We start from the raw sequence: 20,168 nt of genomic DNA on the forward strand, positions 1-20,168 counted from the left end.
AGAGGATCCAGCTATGAGTAGCGGACGTATCGTTCAAATCATCGGCGCCGTTATCGACGTGGAATTCCCACGCGACAGCGTACCGAGCATCTACAACGCGCTGAAAGTACAAGGCGCGGACACTACTCTGGAAGTTCAGCAGCAGCTGGGCGACGGCGTAGTTCGTACCATTGCGATGGGTTCGACCGAAGGCTTGAAGCGCGGTCTGGACGTTATCGACTCTGGCGCAGCCATCTCCGTACCGGTCGGTAAAGCGACCCTGGGCCGGATCATGGACGTACTGGGCAACCCGATTGACGAAGCCGGTCCGATCGACACCGAAGAGCGTTGGGGCATTCACCGTCCAGCACCTTCGTTCGCCGAACAAGCGGGCGGCAACGACCTGCTGGAAACCGGCATCAAGGTTATCGACCTGGTCTGCCCGTTCGCCAAAGGCGGTAAAGTCGGTCTGTTCGGTGGTGCCGGTGTAGGCAAGACCGTAAACATGATGGAACTGATCCGTAACATCGCCATCGAGCACAGCGGTTATTCCGTGTTCGCCGGTGTGGGTGAGCGTACCCGTGAGGGTAACGACTTCTACCACGAGATGAAGGACTCCAACGTTCTGGACAAAGTGGCACTGGTTTACGGTCAGATGAACGAGCCGCCGGGCAACCGTCTGCGCGTGGCACTGACCGGCCTGACCATGGCCGAGAAGTTCCGTGACGAAGGTAACGACGTTCTGCTGTTCGTCGACAACATCTATCGTTACACCCTGGCCGGTACTGAAGTGTCCGCACTGCTGGGCCGTATGCCTTCGGCAGTAGGTTACCAGCCGACCCTGGCTGAAGAGATGGGCGTTCTGCAAGAACGTATCACTTCGACCAAGGAAGGTTCGATCACCTCGATCCAAGCGGTATACGTACCTGCGGATGACTTGACCGACCCGTCGCCAGCCACCACCTTCGCCCACTTGGACGCCACCGTCGTACTGTCCCGTGACATCGCATCCCTGGGTATCTACCCAGCGGTCGATCCACTCGACTCGACTTCGCGCCAGCTGGACCCGAACGTGATCGGCCAGGAGCACTACGACACCGCTCGCGGCGTTCAGTACGTGCTGCAGCGTTACAAAGAACTGAAGGACATCATTGCGATCCTGGGTATGGACGAGCTGTCGGAAGCCGACAAGCAGTTGGTAAACCGTGCTCGTAAGATCCAGCGTTTCTTGTCGCAGCCGTTCTTCGTGGCTGAAGTCTTCACCGGTGCCTCGGGTAAATACGTTTCCCTGAAAGACACCATTGCTGGCTTCAAAGGCATCCTCAACGGTGACTACGACCACCTGCCAGAACAAGCGTTCTACATGGTCGGCGGCATCGAAGAAGCGATCGAGAAAGCCAAGAAACTGTAATCCTGGCGCCCGGAAACGGGCGCTCATCAGGTTGAGGCAATCAGATGGCTATGACAGTCCATTGCGATATCGTCAGCGCGGAAGGGGAAATCTTCTCCGGTCTGGTCGAGTTTGTAACAGCGCACGGCGACCTGGGTGATCTTGGTATCGCCATGGGTCACGCCCCGCTGATTACCAGCTTGAAACCAGGTCCGATCACTCTGACCAAGCAAGGCGGGGAACGTGAGGTGTTTTACATCTCCGGTGGTTTCCTCGAGGTTCAGCCGAACATGGTCAAGGTACTTGCCGACACCGTGCAACGTGCTGGCGACCTGGATGAAGCCTCCGCTCAGGAAGCCGTCAAGGCTGCCGAGAAGGCCCTGAACGAAAAGGGTGCGGACTTCGACTACAGCGCTGCTGCTGTACGTCTGGCCGAGGCTGCAGCTCAGCTGCGCACGCTCCAGCAGATCCGCAAGAAGTAAACGGCGATGCCGCCATGCTTAATGCGCGATTGATTAAAAAGGGTAGCCTCGGCTACCCTTTTTCTTTTTTTGCAAAACACTTCTCTGGTCTGAAGCCGGACCGCCCAGGATTGGTAGCCATTCATGTCTCTTGAAATCGTTATTCTCGCCGCAGGCCAGGGCACCCGCATGCGTTCGGCCCTGCCCAAGGTGCTGCACCCGGTTGCCGGCAATTCCATGCTGGGTCACGTTATCCACAGCGCCCGGCAACTCGACCCACAACGCATCCATGTGGTGATCGGCCACGGTGCCGATGTGGTTCGTGAGCGCCTGGCCGCTGACGACCTGAATTTCGTTTTGCAGGACAAACAACTCGGTACCGGCCATGCCACCGCGCAGGCCGTGCCGTTCATTACCGCCGACACCGTGCTGATCCTCTACGGCGACGTACCGCTGATCGAAGTAGAAACCCTGCAACGCCTGCTCAAGCACGTGGTGCCTGGCCAGATGGGCCTGCTCACCGTCGAACTGGATGACCCTACCGGCTACGGACGTATCGTGCGTAACGCCGACGGCAAGGTCGCAGCCATTGTTGAGCACAAGGATGCAAGCGAAGCCCAGCGCGCGATCACCGAAGGCAACACCGGGATTCTGGCGGTGCCGGCCAATAAGCTCGCCGATTGGATGAGCCGCCTGTCCAACAACAACGCCCAGGGCGAGTACTACCTCACTGATGTCATCGAGATGGCTGTCAGCGATGGCCTGTTGGTCGCCACCGAGCAACCTCACGACCCGATGGAAGTGCAGGGCGCCAATGACCGCAAGCAGCTCGCGGAACTTGAACGCCATTACCAACTGCGCGAAGGTCGCCGCCTGATGGCCCAGGGCGTGACCCTGCGTGACCCGGCCCGCTTCGATGTGCGCGGTGAGGTCAGCGTTGGCCGCGACGTGCTGATCGACATCAACGTGATCCTCGAAGGCCGCGTGATCATCGAAGACGACGTGGTGATTGGCCCTAACTGCGTGATCAAGGACAGCACCTTGCGCAAAGGCGTAGTGGTCAAAGCCAATAGCCACATCGACGGTGCCGTGATGGGCGAGGGCAGTGATGCCGGCCCGTTCGCGCGGTTGCGTCCTGGCAGCGTGCTAGGGGCCAACGCGCACGTGGGCAATTTTGTTGAAATGAAAAACGCCAGGTTGGGTGACGAGGCCAAGGTCGGCCACCTGACTTACCTCGGCGATGCGACTGTGGGTGCGCGTACCAACATTGGTGCCGGCACCATCACGTGCAACTACGATGGCGCGAATAAGCACCACACCACCATTGGTGCGGACGTGTTCATCGGCTCCAATAATTCGCTGGTGGCCCCGGTCACCCTCGACGATGGCGCCAGCACCGCGGCAGGCTCGACCATCAACCAGCATGTGGATAAGTCACAACTGGCTGTGGCCCGCGCGCGCCAGCGCAACATCGACGGCTGGAAGCGCCCGGTCAAAATCAAGAAGACCTGAGTTATCCACAGTCTCCCTGGCAACAAATAATCAATGTGGGAGCGGGCTTGCTCGCGAAGGCGGTGTGTCAGTCGACAGATTCATTGACTGATCCACCACCTTCGCGAGCAAGCCCGCTCCCACATTTGATTTGTGGTGGCTTTAAAATTTAACACGCCCCGCTTGACGATCTTTCGCCAATAGGTTTTGATTGCCTTCGTTATCTTTCGAAACGAAACTTATCATCACCATGTCGAAACGAAATACACCCCAACGGCGCCACAACATCCTGACCTTGCTCAATGAACAGGGCGAAGTCAGCGTGGACGAATTGGCCAAGCGTTTCGAAACATCGGAAGTGACGATCCGCAAGGACCTGGCCGCCCTGGAAAGCAACGGCCTGTTGCTGCGTCGCTACGGCGGCGCAATCACCATGCCTCAGGAACTGGTGGGCGATGCCGCCCAACCCATCTCCGCCTATAAGCGCGCGATCGCCCGTGCCGCCGTGACGCGTCTTCGCGAGCACGCCCGCATCATCATCGACAGCGGCAGCACCACCGCCGCCATGATCCCCGAGCTGGGCCACCAGCCTGGCCTGGTGGTGATGACCAACTCCCTGAACGTCGCCCGTGCGTTGAGCGAGCTGGAACACGAGCCGGTGCTGTTGATGACCGGCGGTACCTGGGACCCGCATTCGGACTCGTTCCAGGGCCAGGTCGCCGAGCAAGTACTGCGCTCCTACGACTTTGATCAACTGTTCATAGGCGCCGACGGCATCGATCTGCAGCGCGGTACCACCACCTTCAACGAACTGCTGGGGCTCAGCCGAGTCATGGCCGAGGTCGCCCGTGAAGTGGTGGTGATGGTCGAATCCGACAAGATCGGCCGCAAGATTCCCAACCTGGAACTGCCCTGGAGCAGCGTCCATACCCTAATCACCGATGATCGCCTGCCGCTTGAGGCCCGCGACCAGATCCAAGCCCGCGGCATTACGCTGATATGCGCGGCAATCATCTAGGAGAAACACCATGTGTGGCATCGTAGGCGCAGTCGCTGAACGCAACATCACTCCCATCCTGCTCGAAGGCCTCAAGCGCCTGGAATATCGTGGTTACGACAGCGCCGGCGTGGCTGTCTTCAGCAATGCCGGCAAGCTCGAGCGCATGCGCCGTCCGGGCAAAGTCAGCGAATTGGAGCAGGCCCTGGCCGGTGAACCACTGGTAGGCCGTCTCGGTATCGCCCACACCCGCTGGGCCACCCACGGTGCGCCGTGCGAGCGCAACGCCCACCCGCATTTCTCCGGTGACCTGGCCGTGGTGCACAACGGCATCATCGAAAACCACGAAGTATTGCGTGAACAACTCAAGGGCCTTGGCTACGTCTTCACGTCGGACACCGACACCGAAGTCATCGCGCACCTGCTCAACCACAAGGTCAAGGACCACAACGACCTGACCACCGCCCTCAAGGCCACGGTCAAGGAACTGCATGGCGCCTATGGCCTGGCCGTGGTCAGCGCCAGCCAGCCCGACCGTGTGGTTGCCGCCCGCAGTGGTAGCCCATTGGTGATCGGCCTGGGCCTGGGTGAAAACTTCCTCGCCTCCGACCAACTGGCCCTGCGCCAGGTCACCGACCGCTTCATGTACCTGGAAGAAGGCGATATTGCCGACATCCGCCGTGAAAGCGTGGCGATCTGGGATGTGAACGGCAACTCCGTCGAGCGCGAAGCCGTGCAATACCGCGATGGTGCCGAAGCCGCCGACAAGGGCGAGTTCCGCCACTTCATGCTCAAGGAAATCCACGAGCAACCGTCCGTGGTACAACGCACTCTGGAAGGCCGCCTGAGCCAGCACCAAGTGCTGGTCAACGCGTTCGGCCCACAAGCGGCCGAACTGTTTGCCAAAGTGCGTAACGTGCAGATCGTCGCCTGTGGCACCAGCTACCACGCCGGCATGGTTGCCCGTTACTGGCTGGAAGAACTGGCCGGCATCCCGTGCCAGGTCGAAGTGGCCAGCGAGTTCCGCTACCGCAAAGTGGTGGTGCAACCCGACACCCTGTTCGTGACCATCTCACAGTCCGGCGAAACCGCCGACACCCTGGCCGCCCTGCGCAACGCCAAAGAGCTGGGTTTCCTGGCCAGCCTGGCCATCTGCAACGTCAGCATCAGCTCGTTGGTGCGTGAGTCCGACCTGACCCTGCTGACCCAGGCCGGTCGCGAAATCGGCGTGGCGTCCACCAAGGCCTTCACCACCCAGCTGGTTGGCTTGTTGTTGCTCACCCTGTCCCTCGGCCAGGTTCGCGGCACCCTCGCTGAAGGCGTCGAAGCGACACTGGTCGAAGAACTGCGTCGCCTGCCGACCCGCCTGGGTGAAGCCTTGGCGATGGACAGCGTCGTAGAAAAAGTCGCCGAACTGTTCGCCGACAAAAACCACACCCTGTTCCTCGGCCGCGGCGCCCAATACCCGGTCGCGATGGAAGGCGCGCTGAAGCTCAAGGAAATCTCCTACATCCACGCCGAAGCCTACCCGGCCGGCGAGCTCAAGCACGGCCCATTGGCCCTGGTGGATGACGACATGCCGGTCGTTACCGTAGCGCCGAACAACGAACTGCTGGAGAAGCTCAAATCCAACCTGCAGGAAGTCCGCGCCCGTGGCGGCCAACTGGTGGTATTCGCTGACGAAAAAGCCGGCATGACCAACGGTGAAGGCACCCACGTCATCAACATGCCGCACATCCACGACACCCTGTCGCCGATCCTCTACACCATCCCACTGCAGTTGCTGTCGTATTACGTGGCGGTGCTTAAGGGTACTGACGTCGACCAGCCGCGCAATTTGGCGAAGTCGGTGACGGTGGAGTAAACGCGCCGCATCCTGGAGGCCCGCCGGGTCTCCAGGAACGGTTCAACGCAAGGAAGCGCCCCCATGCAATCTCCCTCCTTCCAGATCAGCGAAAGATTGAACAACCGTCGGTTTGCGGTCGCGAACAATACTCAAGGCCTCTCTGGTGTGGACACGGTGTTTCATTACCAGGTCGATGGCGATGCCATCACCAGTACCTACCAAGGCGGTCGGATTCGCTTGGGTACGCAAGTCGGTCGTGTGACGGGTCCCGATAATATCGAGCTGCTTTTTCAATGCCTGACGCAAGACGGTGAGCTGCTCGCCGGCTGGTCGCGGGGCGTGGTAGGCGTCGATCAGGCCGGACGAATCACGCTCAGCTTTGTATGGGGTTGGACGTTGGGCGCATCCGGAGGTGGGGAATCCAGCTATGTTGAGATTGCCGCCTGATATTCACGGCACAAACTCCACCCTCAACCCCCGACTCGCACTGCGCCCCTGATCATCACTGACCCGCAACCGATACTCCCCCGACTTTCCCGGCCGCCAGTTCAGCGTGCTTTGCGGTGATCCCTGGCCGATCAAGGTTTGATCGGCAAACCAGTACAGCGTCGTCGCATCGCTGGCGGCGTTGGCGTTCAGCGGGATGCTTTCCTGTGGCTGGGACAGACGCAGTTGGTAGCTCACCTGGGTCAGCGGCGAGCGGATCTGCGGCGCTTCGCTCTGGTCGCTGATGCGGTTGGGCTGGCAGTTTTTCATCACGTTGGGCGGCGTGCGTCGGGGCAGGCCGGCGGCGCGGTAGAGGCGTTGCACGTCGCTGGGCCAGAATTCGAAGACTTCTTCGCGGGTGTACTGTGGGTCGAACGGCGGGCACGCGCCCTTGCCGGTGCGGGTGTCGATCAGTACCGGGCGGTGCAGGTTGGACACGCGAATCGGCGAAACGCCGGGGATGTACCAGGTCTTGCGGGTTTGCGGGCACCAGCGGTTGGGCAACTCGCCGGAGGCGGCGCAGACGTCGATGCGCACCAGACCGGCGGGAGGCTTATCCGGCTTGATCACCACATTGGGCAAGGCCAGGGGCAGTGCGTCGGCGATGCGGAAGAACAACGGCGCGGCGGTCTTGGCGCCGATAAATGCCGGGTTCGGCCGGCCATCGAAATTGCCTACCCACACCACCAGCACGTACGGACCGACCAGGCCGGCGCTCCAGGCATCGTGAAAACCCCAGGATGTGCCGGTTTTCCAGGCGGTGCGCCAGTGGCGGCTTGGCAGGCCATCCGGTCGTGGGTTGCGGCGCAGCATGTCGCGCACCATGAACGCGGCCTGAGGCGTCAGCAGTTGGGCGCCGGTGGTTTGGGGCTGTTCCTGCAAATAGCGCAAGGGTCGCAGATGCCCGTCGCCGGCGAGCATCACATACAGCCGCGCCAGTTCTTCCGGGGTCATCTCGCCGCCACCGAGGGCCAAGGCCAGGCCATAGTGGCTTTCATCGCGCAGGCCTTTGATCCCGGCGCGTTGCAGCAGCCCATACAAGGAAGGCGATTTGAGTTGGCTGGCCAGCCATACCGCCGGGATGTTGCGGCTACGGATCAACGCATCACGCGCGGTCAGCGGCCCGACAAAACTGCCGTCGAAATTTTCCGGCTGGAAGTAGCCGAAGTTACTCGGCAAATCCTTGAGGATACTCATGGGGTGGATCACCCCTTGGTCCAGCGCGAGCCCGTACAGGAAGGGCTTGAGCGTCGATCCTGGCGAGCGCCTCGACAGCACGCCATTGACCTGACCGTGAATGCCTGTGGATAAGTAGTCTGCCGAACCCACCAGCGCTTTGACGCTCTGGTCGCGGCTGTCCACCAGAATCGCCGTGGTGTTTTCCACGCCCGTGCTGCGCCGCTCGGCGATGAAACCGCTGATCAAGCGTTCAAGCAATTGCTGCAACGGCAGGTTAAGCGTGCTGTTCAACTCGTTGCCCGCCTGGGATGCCAGCAACTGCTCGCTCAGGTGCGGCGCCAGGAACGGGATCTGCTGACGGTTGCGTGCTTCCAGGGGCAAGTCCAGCAAACTGTCGTTGCGCGGGTCCTGTGGATAAGTCTTGCGCCAGTCAGCCATCAACCGCAGCCGCGCATTTTGCAGCGACGGCCCGAAGCGCGCACGCCGTCCCGGCTGTTGCGGAATCACCGCCAACGCCAGTGCCTCGGACAACGACACCTGCGCCGCCGACTTGCCGAAGTAGATGCGGCTTGCCGCTTCGGCACCTTCGATATTGCCGCCCATGGGCGCCAGGTTCAGGTAGGCCTCAAGGATGTCGTGCTTGCTGTAACGCGCCTCCAGCCACAGCGCCAAGGCCATCTGCTGCAACTTGCCCGGCACCTGGCGGGTGTTCAAATCCCACAAGCGCCGCGCCAATTGCATGCTCAAGGTCGAGCCGCCCTGGCGCAAGCCACCGCTGTAGGTGGCCATGGCCGCGCGCAGCAACGCCGGAGGATTGATCCCCGGGTGCCAGTAGAAATTGCGGTCCTCCTTGAGCAGTAAGGCTTCGACCAGTGATGGCGACATGCGCTCAAGTGGCAACCACAGGCGGTATTGGCCGTCAGCCGCCAATGTCATGCGTAGCAGCGAGCCGTCGTCGGCCAATACCACGCGCGACGAGGTCACTGCCTGTTCCAGCGGGGCATGGGGCCAAAGCCTCAGCCCAACCAGTACCGCTGCCGCTGCGAACAGCGGCGTGAGGCGTTTAAGGCTTGGTAATTTCAAGCTGGCCTACTTTGCCGCGCCCTTGCAGGGTGGTTTCGTACATGCCCTCGGCGTAGGCCGGTGGCGTATTGAAGGTCCCCGCGTTGGTAGCCCGTACGCGGTAGACGAACGTGCCTACATCACGCAGCGCGGTGCCATACAACACCACCCGATCATCACGTACGTCCACGTAGTCCGGCTGCCAGTCGCTCAGCTCGGTTTCGCCGATCGGTGCTTGCCAGGCCTGTTCTTCCTGGCTGTCCTCTTCCACATACTCCGACTCTTCGCCCTCGCTTTCCTCGCTGCTGGCGGCTTCCGGCTCCGGCGGCAAGTTATACACAGGCTCGACGCCGCCCGGCAGCAGGTCGACCACGGCCACTTGCTGCACCTGGTCGCGGTCGGTGGCACGCAGTCGCAGGCGCACCAGGAACTCGTCACCCACGGCCACTGTTTTTACCGGCTCGCCTTTGAGGTCGAGGTATTCGTGGATGATTTCCAGGCCATTGTTGATCGGCTTGAGCTTGGCGCCCTTGTCGAAACCGGCTTCGCTGAGCATGTAGAACGCGGCCGGGCCGTCGGATTTTTCCATCACCAGCTTTTGCGTGGTGCCTGGCACGGCGGCGCGCGGCGGCTGACCGGCCATCTCCAACAATTGCTGCTGCTTGTCACCCAGCCAGGCGGTCGCCTTGAGGGTCATGTCGGTTTGCGCACGCTGGCCATAGTTGTCCAGGGCGCGCAGCAGCAGGGCGGCTGACAACGAGTTGTAACGCTGCTCGTTGAGGCGCTTGCCAAGTTTATCCAACAGAGCGGCGGGCACGTCGTCCAGCAGCTCGGGGAAGTGGCGCGCCAGCAGGTGCAGGTGTTCGGCATCATGGACCAGCGGGTCGTAGTACAGCCCGTCGCTGTCCCACTTATCCACAAGGGCGCGCCACGGGATTTTGCGGAACAGCGTATCGGCCTGGCGATCTTGCTTGAGCAGTTTGTAGCTGGCCGCCAGGTAGGCAGCGCCCAGGTCGTTCTGCCAGGTGTCCTTGAAGTAGCGCTCGTAGCGCTCGCGGATATCGCTCAACGCGCCGCTCACCAGAATCCCCTGACGGCTCAGCAGGTAACTGGCGTAGGCACGGTTGCGCAATTCCGACAGGCCTTCGCTAGGACCGTTGGCCAGGTCTGTCAGATAGGCATTGGAGCGCACCAGCAGGTCTTCCGGCACCGGCAGTCCGCGCTCCTTGGCTTCGATCAGGAAATCGGTCGCGTACAGGCTGGCGTACGGTGCCACGTCGGGGTTGGCCGCCCACAATCCAAAGCCGCCGGCCTGGTTCTGGCGTTGGCGCAGCATGCGCACGGCGCTGCCGAAGGCTTGTTCGGCTTCAGGTGCGTTGCCGCCCCAGATCAAGGCCGGCATGGCTTTGGACACCAACTGCTCGGTGCAGGCGTAGCCGTAGTCATCCAGGTAATGCTTGAGGCCGTTGGCCCACACCAGCGGCGAGGCCGCTACGCCCAGTTGAACATCGCGCAACTGGCTGAACAGCTCGCGGGTGGGCTTGAGCTCTTTGCTGGCGCTGTCGAAGCGGCCCAGGCTCAAGGCCACGCGGTGTTCGCTGAGAGGGCGGATCGAGGTGGTTTCCGCCACCTGGATACGTTTGCCGTTGGGCAGCACCGCGACAAAACGCAGGTCCGCCGAACCGAGGGTTTCGCCGACCTTGATCTTGAATTCGGCGGTGCCCTCTTTGCGCGGTTGCAGCGACAGGGTGCTGCCCTTGTCGCCCTGCACCTTGAGGCCATCGCTGGTCTGCAGTTCAAACTTCACGTCTGCCGCTGCGTCGAGGTTGCTGAATACCCCGGCGCTGACATTGAACACGTCTCCAGGCGCCACAAAGGCCGGTACGTTAGGCGTGATCACGATCGGCCCGCGCACCTCGGTATTGGCTTCGCTGACACCGACGCTGTCGCTGTCCACCGCTACCGCGAACAGATGCAGCTTGCCGTTGAAGCTGTCCGGAACCTGGTAATGCAGCACGGTTTCGCCCGCCGGCAAGTCCACCAACCCGGACCACCAGGCCACCGGAGGCTGGTGTTTACGTTTGAATGGATTCAGGTGGTTGGCCAGGGCGCCGTCCGTATCGCCACCGGGCGCTGCGCCACTGAGCAGACGGCTGAATTCCGGCAGGATCAAGTCAAGGATCTGGCTGGTGCCGACCTCCAGCGCACGCTTCTGGAAGAAAAAGCCCAGCGGGTCCGGCGTCTGGTAGCGCGCCACCTGCAGGATGCCTTCATCTACCGCATACACCACGGCGCGGCCCGGGCGGTCGGCGGTGACCTTGATGTCGAGCATTTGCCCAGGCTCGATTTTCGCCGGGCCCTCGACCTTCAGCGCCATGCGCCGCGCATCCAGGTTGATGCTGAACGGCACCACGCCGTAGGACAGCGGGCTCATGTACACCTCGGACGAGCCCATATCGCGCACAAACTGCACGTTGACGTAGGCATTGCCTTCAAGCCCGGCAGGAACGCGGATATGTTGCACGCTGTTGGTGCTGTCGGCCTTGAACCACTGCTGGGTATACACCTTGTCGCGCTCGATGGTGATCAAGCCGGCACCGGTATACGGCGCGCGGATGCTGATAGCGATCTCATCACCGGTGGCGTAGCTGCGTTTATCCAGGCGCAGTTGCAGCTCGGCGTTGCGTTCCAGGGAGCGCGACGTGTTGCCTCGGCCGGCCACGCTGTAGTCGATCTGGTTGAGCAGGTTACCGTTGGCGTCCTTCAGTTGCAGGGTGAAATCCCCCGGCGTGCCAGTGTTCAGGGTCTGCTTGGCGCCTTCCTTGGTCATCACCAACGGTGACGCCGGCTGGCTGATGTTCTTGATGCGCGACTCGTACTTGTAGGTACCATTGGATTGCTTGACCAATACCGACACGTAGCGGTGTTCCACCACTTCGCTGGTCAGGCCGTCCACCGCGAGCGGCGTAAGGTCTGGCGCGACGGCCAGCCATTGCACCTGGCGTGGCGCGTCCTTGGCGACGTACGACAGCGAATCCTGACTTTTCACACCGACCAGGTAAGGCGCGGACGACACCAGCAATGCACTTTGCGCTGCCACATTGCGCCCGCCTTCGGCCTCGAACACTTGGGTCATCACCTGCAGGCGATACGTGCTGTTGGCGAAGCGTTGCAGGTTGAGGTCGAGCACGGCCTGGCCATTGTCGTCCACGGTGGTTTCGGCAAGGTCTTCGGTGCTGGCGTCTTCCAGGGAGTCGTTGAGGCGGAAGCGGTAATCGGGATAACGGTCAAACGCCGCGAGCGTTGGGCTCAGGGACATTTTAGCGGTCACGCGGCGGCCCGACGCCGGAGCGCCGAACAGGTGCATGGCGGTGACTTTGGCCACGACCTGGTCCGGTGGTATCCAGCCTTGCACGGGCGTGTCATGCAGGCTCAGGCTGACCTTCATGCGGTCCGGTTCGAAGTCGCGGACCTTGAAGCTCACGCTGCCCAGGTCGGTGCGGGTCTGCTTCTGGCCAATCAACTGCAAGGTCGCGGTGTAGTCCCCGGCGGGGGCGACTTCGCTGCTGGGGAAATCAAAGGTTTCAAACCCGCTGGCGGACAGTTTCAACGGCTGGCGAATCACTTCCAGGCCCCGCGGATCGGTGATTTGCAGCTCCACCGGCAGGCCTTGCAGTGCGCCTTTCCAGTTGCCGCTACGCACGATCATGCCCAGGTGCGCGGTTTCGCCGGGCCGGTACAGGCCACGGTCGGTAAACAGGTAAGCGCTGAGGCGATCAATCGCACCGTCCTCCTCCAGGCCACCGACGTCGAAACGCGACAAATCCAGCTGCTGCGACTGACGGGCGATGGGCAGGAAGGACTGGTCATTGCCGCGAGTGACTACATACATCAGCGGCGTTTTCTCACGGCGCAATTCATCCAGCTTGGCGAAATGCGCGTGGCCTTCGCCATCGGTGTGGCCACTGGCGACGGGCAAACCGTTGCGGCCGATGATGTCGACTTGCGCATCGGACACTGGCGATCCATTGCCGATGGACTGCACATACACGTCATGGCTGCCATCACTGGAGCGTTTGGCGATGATGCCAAGGTCGGTCACCACGATAAAACGCAGGTCGCTGGTGCTGGTGCGCTCGTATTCGAACGTGCGCTCGGCGGGTTCATCCTGCGGGCTGAGCTTGAGCACGAAGATGCCGCGACGGCCGCCGTTGGCAGTCAGGTAGTGGCTGAGGTCAACGTTGTCGTAAACGGTTTTCGCCGGGTCATTGGAGGACAGCGCAATGTCCAGCGACTGGCGCTCGACCATGCGATCGAAGTATTCGTTGCCGAAGTTCGGCCGGGCAAAGCTGCCGCTGCTCTGATCCACCAGATGTTGCAACTGGTTAGGCAACAGGCGCGCGATTTCCACATGGGCGCCGGGTACGCCTCGGGCCATGAAGCCCAGGCGTTTTTCGCCGGTGAGGCTGAGCAAGGCGCCGTCAGACAGGAACTGCAACGTGCGAGGGTACGCAGGCATGCTGATCAGCGACGCTGTAGGATTCTTGGCCAGATAGCCGCCGATGGCTTCCAGGTTGGCGGGCACACGCACATACACGGCGCGACCGGCCGGGGCCTTGAATTTGAAGGCGTGCAGGGTGTTCAACGGTTCGACGCTGGGCACATGGGCCAGGTTGAGCTTGGTGCTGCGGGCGAGCAGGGCGTCGTCGATGTCATTGTTGTTGTAGGGACGCGTATCGTCCTGGGCTTTTTCCGGCAACAGCCAAGCCTGAACCTTACCGGCGATGGTGTCATCGGCCACGGCGCTGGAGCTGCTGAACATCAGCACCGGCTCCGGCTCGCCGCGCTCGTTGTCCACAAAGCTCACTTCGGCCGCGGTAAAGGTCAGGCGATAGCGGCCCGGTACGGTCACTTCCGCCACCAGCGCCGCGTTAGTGGCGTTGCCGCCGTCGCGCGCCTTGATGCCTTCGTCGAGCTTGGCGCTCACAGGCGTGCTTTCCAACGGCGTGGCCAGGGCGGCGGAGCGCACGTAGGCGTTGAGTTTTTTCTCGTCGAAGGTGATTTCCGGGCGGTTGGGCAACTGGGCGTCGCGGTAGGCCAGGCCTTTGCCCAAGGTGACCGCTACCCGTTTGCGAAGGTTGTCTTCATCCACTGGATGGGTAAAACGGAAGGTCGCCACCAGCTGTTTCAGCGTCGGGTTGGACGGGTCTTGGTACAGCTCGTTTTGCGCCAGGGTGGCGCGGAATGGTTGGGTGGAAAACTGCGTGCTGTATTGGTCCAGCAGCACGCCGTCCGCCAGCAGGTCGCGCTTGGCCAGGTCGAGAGTGAAATGAGCGTCGATGGGCCAGTCTTTTTCAGGTGTGAACTGCAAGGTGCGGTCGTCGGACCAGCGCCAGGTGCCGGCGACGCTCGGTTTGAGCGTAATGCCCTCGGTAACCGGCTTGCCGATGGCCGCCAGCGGAGCCACGGATTCGCCGAACCGCACCTGCAAGTTATCCACAACCGGGGTTTGCTGGGTGTAATCGGTGAGGTTCGGTTTGTGCAGCGAGTAGCTCGCGGTATGCGGCTGCGGCAGGTTGGAATACCAGTGCCAGCCGTAGAACCCGGCGGCGGCGAGCAAGACCAGGCCCAACACCCCCGCACCGGTCTGACGCGGGTAAGCGCGAGCCTTGTCGCCAAGGTTGCCCAGCCCACGGCCGATCGCACGTAGCCAGAACGGCGGATGCCATTGGCCAAGGACGGCACCCACCACACTGGATAACGCGCCGGCAATACGGCGGCTGAGCGCTTTGAACGAATCGAACATGGTGGGCATCCCTGGCTAAGTGCGGCGTATCTTACACGCGTCTTTGCTCCAAAAGATGACGGCAATACGCCGTACCGCTAGGTGTTTTGCACAAAAGTGAGGCGCACCGCAAAACCGATCAGAAGACTGCCGAATAACCACTGCTGTACACGCTGTGCCGAGCGATTGCGTGCCAGCCATTGGCCGATGCGCGCGCCGGCCAGGGCGTAGCAACAGTCGAAGACGAAACCGACCGCAACCAGGAGCGCGCCCAGCAATGCGAATTGCGCCGCCACTGGCCCAGCCTGCGGGTTGACGAACTGTGGCAGCAGGACCGAGCAGAACAACAGGGCCTTGGGATTGAGCAGGTTTGTCAGCAGGCCGCGTTGCAGTGCGGCACGCCACGCATGGGTTGTCAGCGTGGCGTTTGCCGTATCGAGGGCGGGCAACAGAGTGCTTCGCAAACACTGCACCCCCAGCCACAACAAATAGGCCGCGCCACCCAGGCGCACTGCGTCAAAGGTCCACGGCGCCACCTTGAACAAGGTCGCCAGCCCCATGCCCGCCAGCGCCACATGGCACGCCCGAGCGATCCCCAGGCCAATCGCCGTGGTCAGTGCCAAGGCCTTGCCCTGGCGGGCGCCGGTTTGCAGTAACAGAATCATGTCCGGCCCAGGCAATAGAAACGCCACTGCAAGAGCCGCTAGAAATAACCAGAGTTGCGCCACGTTTCACCCCCTTGTATGTCGGCCAATTCTAGGGCCGGGGGGCGGGGTAGGTGCTTGCGTATTCAGCATGAAAGTCGTCTAGTATTGGCACTATCTGCCACTGATAAAGTTAACGGCCATTCACTTATGCCAAATCTTAAACTTGACGCGTTTGACCGCAAGATTCTCGAAGCCCTGCAACGCGACGGCCGCCTGAGCAATGTGCAACTGGCCGACGAGATCGGGTTGTCCGCTTCGCCCTGCCTGCGGCGCGTTCGGCTGTTGGAAGAAGCCGGCGTGATTCGCGGTTACCAGGCCACCCTCGACCGCGATGAAGTGGGCCTGGGGATGATGGTGTTTGTCGGTGTGAAGGTGGAACGGCATAACGACACCGAGGCTAACGCCTTTCGTGAGGCGGTCACGGCGTTGCCGGAGGTGATTTCGGCGTTTTTGGTGTCGGGGGAATCGGACTTTCTGTTGCAAGTGGTGGTGCCGGATTTGCGCGGGTATGAACGGTTTGTCACCGGCAGCTTGTTGAAGCTGCCGGGGGTGAGGGACATTCGCAGCAACTTCGCCATCCAGACCGTGAAACCTCAAGGGTCTTTGCCGCTGGGGCATTTGCCCGGATAGAACGCTTGTAGTGAGCGGGCTTGTCGAATCGTCGCACCGCCCGCGCTGGGTGGCGAAGCCGCCCCAATCGGACCGCTGCGGTGCGCCAGGTACGACCGGGTCGACTGGTTTGGGGCGGCTTCGCCACCCAGCGCGGGACAAGCCCGCTCACTACAAGGTTACGTTGGACTCATGCAGTCCAGTGAACGGTCCACCATGACCTTGGCCATTTCCATCAAGTAGCTGGCGGCTTTGGGCGAATCGCTTAACCCTTCGGCACAGTGGAGCAGGTCCGAGGCGTAGGCCAGGGCATCTTCGAGGCTGAGATCGGGATGGGTGGTGAAAAAGTGGTGGGGCGGGTTGGGTTTTACTTTGCTCATTTCGGTAATTCCAATGTAGGTGATTGGAGCTGCCACAAATCGCGACTAAACGATGGGGTGGCAGCTGTACGCAGGTTAGTCGACCGGAACATTGGGAACCCGGCGCACCCGAAGATGCCCTGCGCACAGCCACCAAAAAGCGTTGGCGAAAAAAACGCCAGGCTTGAGATGGCGCTTGTGCGCCCAATGTAAATCTTTCCCGAGCGACTAAACCCGGTCACTGAATTGGCAGTGACGAACGCAGACTAGTCATCGAAAAGGCGGGGCACAAGCGGCCAGGATTCTCTCGGAAATGTCCTGCGAAAGAAAGGGACGGGGAAGGTAGGACTGCTTCTTTCAGACATTACCTCGGATCAAAGGCGTAGGCGTTTACAGATTGGGCCTGGCAGGTTTTGTACGCCTATAGGCTTACAAAAATCAGATTCTCGTATGCCTATAAGCATATAAATGTTGGGGAAGCATCCACAATTTGATCTTCATCAGTCTGGGAGCGGGGAGTCAGGTCCACCAGTACCGCACCAGATGAAAGAAAATCGGCGCCGCAAAACACACCGAATCCAGCCGATCCAGCATCCCGCCGTGCCCTTCGATCATATGCCCCCAATCCTTTACGCCTCGGTCGCGTTTGATCGCCGACATCACAATCCCGCCGGCGAACCCAAGCAGGTTGATCAGCAGCGCAATCAAGAATGACTGCCACGGGTTGAACGGCGTGGTCCACCACAGCGCGGCGCCGATCAGGGATGAGAGCAGAATCCCGCCGACAAACCCTTCCACCGTCTTGGACGGTGACAGGTTGGGGGCGATCTTGTGTTTGCCGAACAGCTTGCCGCACACGTACTGCAGCACGTCGGACAGTTGCACCACGATCACCAGGTAGGCAATCAGCAGCAGGTTGCGGCCTTCGTAGCCGGGGATGTCCAACGTCAGCAACGCCGGGACGAAGGATACGCAGAACACGGCGATCATCAGGCCCCATTGCACCTTCGAGGCGCGTTCCAGGAAATGCGTGCTGTCGCCGCCCAGGGAGGCAAGGATCGGCAGCAGCAGGAACACGTACACCGGGATGAAGATCGAGAACAGCCCGTACCAGTCCGAATAAATCAGCAGGTATTGCAGCGGCAGTGCCAGGTAGAACGCGGCGACCAGCGCCGGGTAGTCGCTGCGGCGGGTGGGCGTAAGGGTGAGGAATTCGCGCAGGGCGTAGAACGACACCGCGTAGAACAACAGGATCACCGCGCCGGTGCCCAGCCAGAAGGCGATGCCGATCACCACCACCATCACCCACCAGGCGTTGATGCGCGCGTTGAGGTTGTCGATCACCGCGTTTTGCGTGCCGCGTGTGCGCAGTTTGAGAATCAGGCCGATCAACGAGGCGAGCACCAGGATCGCGCCGATGCCGCCGAACAACATCAGGGTTTGGCTATCCATGTCAGAAATGCTCCGGGGCGAGGGCGAGCAGGGCGTCGCGGGTACGGGCGAGAAAGGCGGCCTTGTCTTCGCCTTCTTCCAATTGCAACGGCGCGCCGAAGCTGGTGGTGCACAACAGTGGCAGCGGCAGCACGCGGCCTTTTGGCATGACCCGGTTGAGGTTGGCGATCCACACCGGGACGAGTTCGGCCTGTGGGTAACTTTTCGCCAAGTGGTACAGGCCGCTTTTGAACGGCAGCAGGCCGTCCTCCAGGTTGCGCGTACCTTCGGGGAAGATGATCAGCGAGTCGCCGCCTTCCAGCGCGTTGAGCATGGGCTGCAACGGGTTATCCACAGGGTCCTTGCGTTCACGGTCAATCAACACGCCGTTGAACACCCGGTTGATGATGTAGCGGCGCAAGGCGCTTTTGTTCCAGTAGTCGCTGCCGGCCACCGGGCGCGTGAATTTGCGCAGGTTCTGCGGCAAGGAGGCCCACAACAGGACAAAGTCGCCGTGGCTGCTGTGGTTGGCGAAGTAGATGCGTTGCACCGGCACTGGCGCGCAACCCAGCCACAGGCTGCGCGCGCCAGTGACGGTGCGGGCCATGGAGGTAATCAGCGTGGCGACCACAGGTTCGAACATGGGGGTTCCTTATCCGGCGAAAGGCAGCCAGGGGCTGGCGAGAATGACGCCCAGGGTCAGCAGCGCTTGCGCGGCCAGCAGCCAGGCTTGTTTGCGCAGCAATTTGAGGGCACCGCGACGACGCTCGGTCCAAGGCCGGCCGGCACGCTTGGGCGATTGCAGGCCAAGGGTTTGCAAGGTCTGGTCAAGGTCCGCGGTGCGGTCAATATCGCGGGCCAGCAGGGCGAACAGGTCGGCATCGAAGGCGACGCGCAACGCCCAGTACTTTTGCAGCAGCCCGAGGATAATCATCCACAGGCTGAGCAGCAGGCAGATCGGCGCAATGCTGGCCATCAGCAGTTGGGCGAGGCCAAACACGATACCGACCAGCGTCAGGCCTGTGGATAACTGATCCAGCGAACGGCCACGGCGCAGCAGGCTAGCGACAACCTGAAGTTCCATATCAGCGGGCATGGGGCAAACCCTCCAAGGCTTCACGGTGTGCGGGGTGCAGGACCACATCGGCCCGCGCTGTACGAATGATAGCCAGCGCATCCTCTATCGTCGCGGCGCGTGCGGTATGCAGCAGCCAGGCGGCGACGGCGGTGGCGCTACGTGAGTAGCCGAGGGCACAGCACACCAGCAGCGGGCCATTGCAGCGCATGCGCTCGATGGCTTGCGCGGCTTGCAGGCATTCGGCGGGTGTCGGGGCGATCAAGTCCAGCACCGGGATGGATTGATAGGCGCGGCCCTGTGGATTAATCGGCAATTCGGCGCACATATCGACGATGGCCTTGAAGGACTCCTGCTCGCTTGCTGTAGGAATGCGCCCAAGCCAGACGTTATCCACAATCAGGTCAGGCTGTGGATGCTTGCGGGTCCACAGGCGCGAATTGACCCACGCGGCCGCCAGATAGGGTGCGTACAGCCAGCGCGCAGCAGGTGTCAGCCGACCATCGGCACGCTTCTGGAAACCCGCGGCCCCCAGCAGCAGATAATTCGCCATGACCAAGCCCAGGGAAACCGCTGGCCACAGTAGCCATAACCCACCACCGCCTACGGCAAAGGCAAGGATCGCCAACACCAACGCGCCCAGGCCGTAACGCAGACCCAACCGCCAACGCTTGGGATCCCGTGTAAATCGGGCCTTAAACAGCGGGCTCGGATGCTCCACCGGCCACAGCCACACGCACAGCCAACCCGCGAGCGCGCCTGTGGGTAAGTCGATAAAATGGTGTTGATAAGTGGTCAGCACCGAAATACCGATCAACGCGAACCAGCCATGCACCAGCCAACGCCACACGCCTTGGGCATGGCGCTGATACATGACCCAGAGGATCACCAGCAGTGCGATATGCAGCGAGGGCGCCTGGTTGAACGGCTTGTCGAACCCGGCCAGCACCGCGAACAGCCAGCCGAACACGCCGTCTAGCTCCGGGCGCTCGAAGGTAAAGCGCAGCGGCCAGATCAGGAAGCAGCTCACCGCAATCAGCTGCGCACTCAACAGGCGCAATGCGTGTTGTTTCAACTCATGCCGGGTAGTGGGCAACAGCAGGGAGAACCCATAGAGCAGGTCGATGGTCCAGTAGGGCACGATGGTCCAGGCCCAGAACGGCATATGGGTTTCCCAGCCGAACACCAGCGTACCGACGTCACTGCGCTGGCTGGTGACCCAGGTTGCAAAGCCGTAGGTGCTGAAAAACAGCGGCGCCAACAGCAGCAGCCACAGCAACGCGGGTTTGAATAAACCGGGTTCGCGCATGC

15 protein-coding genes are annotated in these 20,168 nt (G+C 61.5%); 7 read left to right on the forward strand and 8 right to left on the reverse strand.

The window, feature by feature from the left end; all coding sequences use genetic code 11:
* Window positions 1–13 precede the first annotated feature (13 nt).
* The 6 genes from atpD to H0Z09_RS00625 all read left to right on the forward strand — a co-directional run bounded on the left by atpD (window position 14) and on the right by H0Z09_RS00625 (window position 6,611).
* Window positions 14–1,390, forward strand: coding sequence for a F0F1 ATP synthase subunit beta (gene atpD, locus H0Z09_RS00600; protein WP_057725772.1), 1,377 nt, complete (start codon window positions 14–16; stop codon window positions 1,388–1,390).
* Between the two features lie 44 nt (window positions 1,391–1,434).
* On the forward strand, window positions 1,435–1,851 hold the full coding sequence (locus tag H0Z09_RS00605) for a F0F1 ATP synthase subunit epsilon (protein WP_003195825.1): 417 nt from the start codon (window positions 1,435–1,437) through the stop codon (window positions 1,849–1,851).
* Window positions 1,852–1,974: 123 nt separating this feature from the next.
* Window positions 1,975–3,342 carry a bifunctional UDP-N-acetylglucosamine diphosphorylase/glucosamine-1-phosphate N-acetyltransferase GlmU gene (gene glmU / locus H0Z09_RS00610; protein ID WP_186685980.1) on the forward strand — a complete coding sequence of 456 codons (1,368 nt, stop codon included), beginning with the start codon at window positions 1,975–1,977 and terminating at the stop codon, window positions 3,340–3,342.
* A 229-nt stretch (window positions 3,343–3,571) separates the two neighbouring features.
* A complete protein-coding gene (locus H0Z09_RS00615) occupies window positions 3,572–4,339 on the forward strand; it encodes a DeoR family transcriptional regulator (protein ID WP_076952153.1) in 768 nt (255 codons plus the stop codon).
* A 10-nt stretch (window positions 4,340–4,349) separates the two neighbouring features.
* The gene (gene glmS / locus H0Z09_RS00620) at window positions 4,350–6,182 is read left to right on the forward strand and encodes a glutamine--fructose-6-phosphate transaminase (isomerizing) (RefSeq protein WP_186685983.1); all 1,833 of its coding nucleotides are present in this window, start codon (window positions 4,350–4,352) and stop codon (window positions 6,180–6,182) included.
* A 63-nt stretch (window positions 6,183–6,245) separates the two neighbouring features.
* Window positions 6,246–6,611 (forward strand): hypothetical protein, encoded by a 366-nt coding sequence (locus tag H0Z09_RS00625; protein ID WP_186685985.1) that lies wholly within the window; start codon window positions 6,246–6,248, stop codon window positions 6,609–6,611.
* A 3-nt stretch (window positions 6,612–6,614) separates the two neighbouring features.
* Here H0Z09_RS00625 and pbpC read toward each other — a convergent pair whose 3' ends face one another.
* The 3 genes from pbpC to H0Z09_RS00640 all read right to left on the reverse strand — a co-directional run bounded on the left by pbpC (window position 6,615) and on the right by H0Z09_RS00640 (window position 15,404).
* Entirely contained in the window at window positions 6,615–8,912 is a 2,298-nt protein-coding gene (gene pbpC / locus H0Z09_RS00630) for a penicillin-binding protein 1C (RefSeq protein ID WP_186685987.1), read from the reverse strand.
* Complete coding sequence (locus H0Z09_RS00635) at window positions 8,893–14,697, reverse strand: alpha-2-macroglobulin (RefSeq protein WP_186685989.1); 5,805 nt, start codon at window positions 14,695–14,697, stop codon at window positions 8,893–8,895. The genes pbpC and H0Z09_RS00635 overlap by 20 nt, the downstream gene beginning before the upstream one ends.
* Before the next feature lie 77 nt (window positions 14,698–14,774).
* A complete protein-coding gene (locus tag H0Z09_RS00640; RefSeq protein WP_186685991.1) occupies window positions 14,775–15,404 on the reverse strand; it encodes a LysE family transporter in 630 nt (209 codons plus the stop codon).
* A 126-nt stretch (window positions 15,405–15,530) separates the two neighbouring features.
* Here H0Z09_RS00640 and H0Z09_RS00645 point away from each other — a divergent pair, with 126 nt between their 5' ends.
* A complete protein-coding gene (locus H0Z09_RS00645; RefSeq protein ID WP_186685993.1) occupies window positions 15,531–16,013 on the forward strand; it encodes an Lrp/AsnC family transcriptional regulator in 483 nt (160 codons plus the stop codon).
* Window positions 16,014–16,171: 158 nt separating this feature from the next.
* Here the strand turns inward: H0Z09_RS00645 and H0Z09_RS00650 are convergent, their stop codons facing one another.
* The 5 genes from H0Z09_RS00650 to H0Z09_RS00670 form a co-directional block, all read right to left on the reverse strand.
* Window positions 16,172–16,372, reverse strand: a complete 201-nt coding sequence (locus H0Z09_RS00650) for a DUF3077 domain-containing protein (protein WP_186685995.1) — start codon at window positions 16,370–16,372, stop codon at window positions 16,172–16,174.
* 498 nt (window positions 16,373–16,870) lie between these two features.
* On the reverse strand, window positions 16,871–17,803 hold the full coding sequence (locus H0Z09_RS00655; protein ID WP_076952145.1) for a phosphatidate cytidylyltransferase: 933 nt from the start codon (window positions 17,801–17,803) through the stop codon (window positions 16,871–16,873).
* Between the two features lies 1 nt (window position 17,804).
* Window positions 17,805–18,425 (reverse strand): lysophospholipid acyltransferase family protein, encoded by a 621-nt coding sequence (locus tag H0Z09_RS00660; protein ID WP_186685997.1) that lies wholly within the window; start codon window positions 18,423–18,425, stop codon window positions 17,805–17,807.
* A 9-nt stretch (window positions 18,426–18,434) separates the two neighbouring features.
* Entirely contained in the window at window positions 18,435–18,878 is a 444-nt protein-coding gene (locus H0Z09_RS00665) for a hypothetical protein (protein ID WP_186686000.1), read from the reverse strand.
* Entirely contained in the window at window positions 18,868–20,166 is a 1,299-nt protein-coding gene (locus tag H0Z09_RS00670; RefSeq protein WP_186686003.1) for a phosphatase PAP2/dual specificity phosphatase family protein, read from the reverse strand. Before H0Z09_RS00670 ends, H0Z09_RS00665 begins: the two co-directional genes overlap by 11 nt.
* Window positions 20,167–20,168 lie beyond the last annotated feature (2 nt).

Source organism: Pseudomonas sp. SWRI18 (genome assembly GCF_014268345.1).
GTDB classification, from domain to species: Bacteria; Pseudomonadota; Gammaproteobacteria; order Pseudomonadales; family Pseudomonadaceae; genus Aquipseudomonas; species Aquipseudomonas cedrina.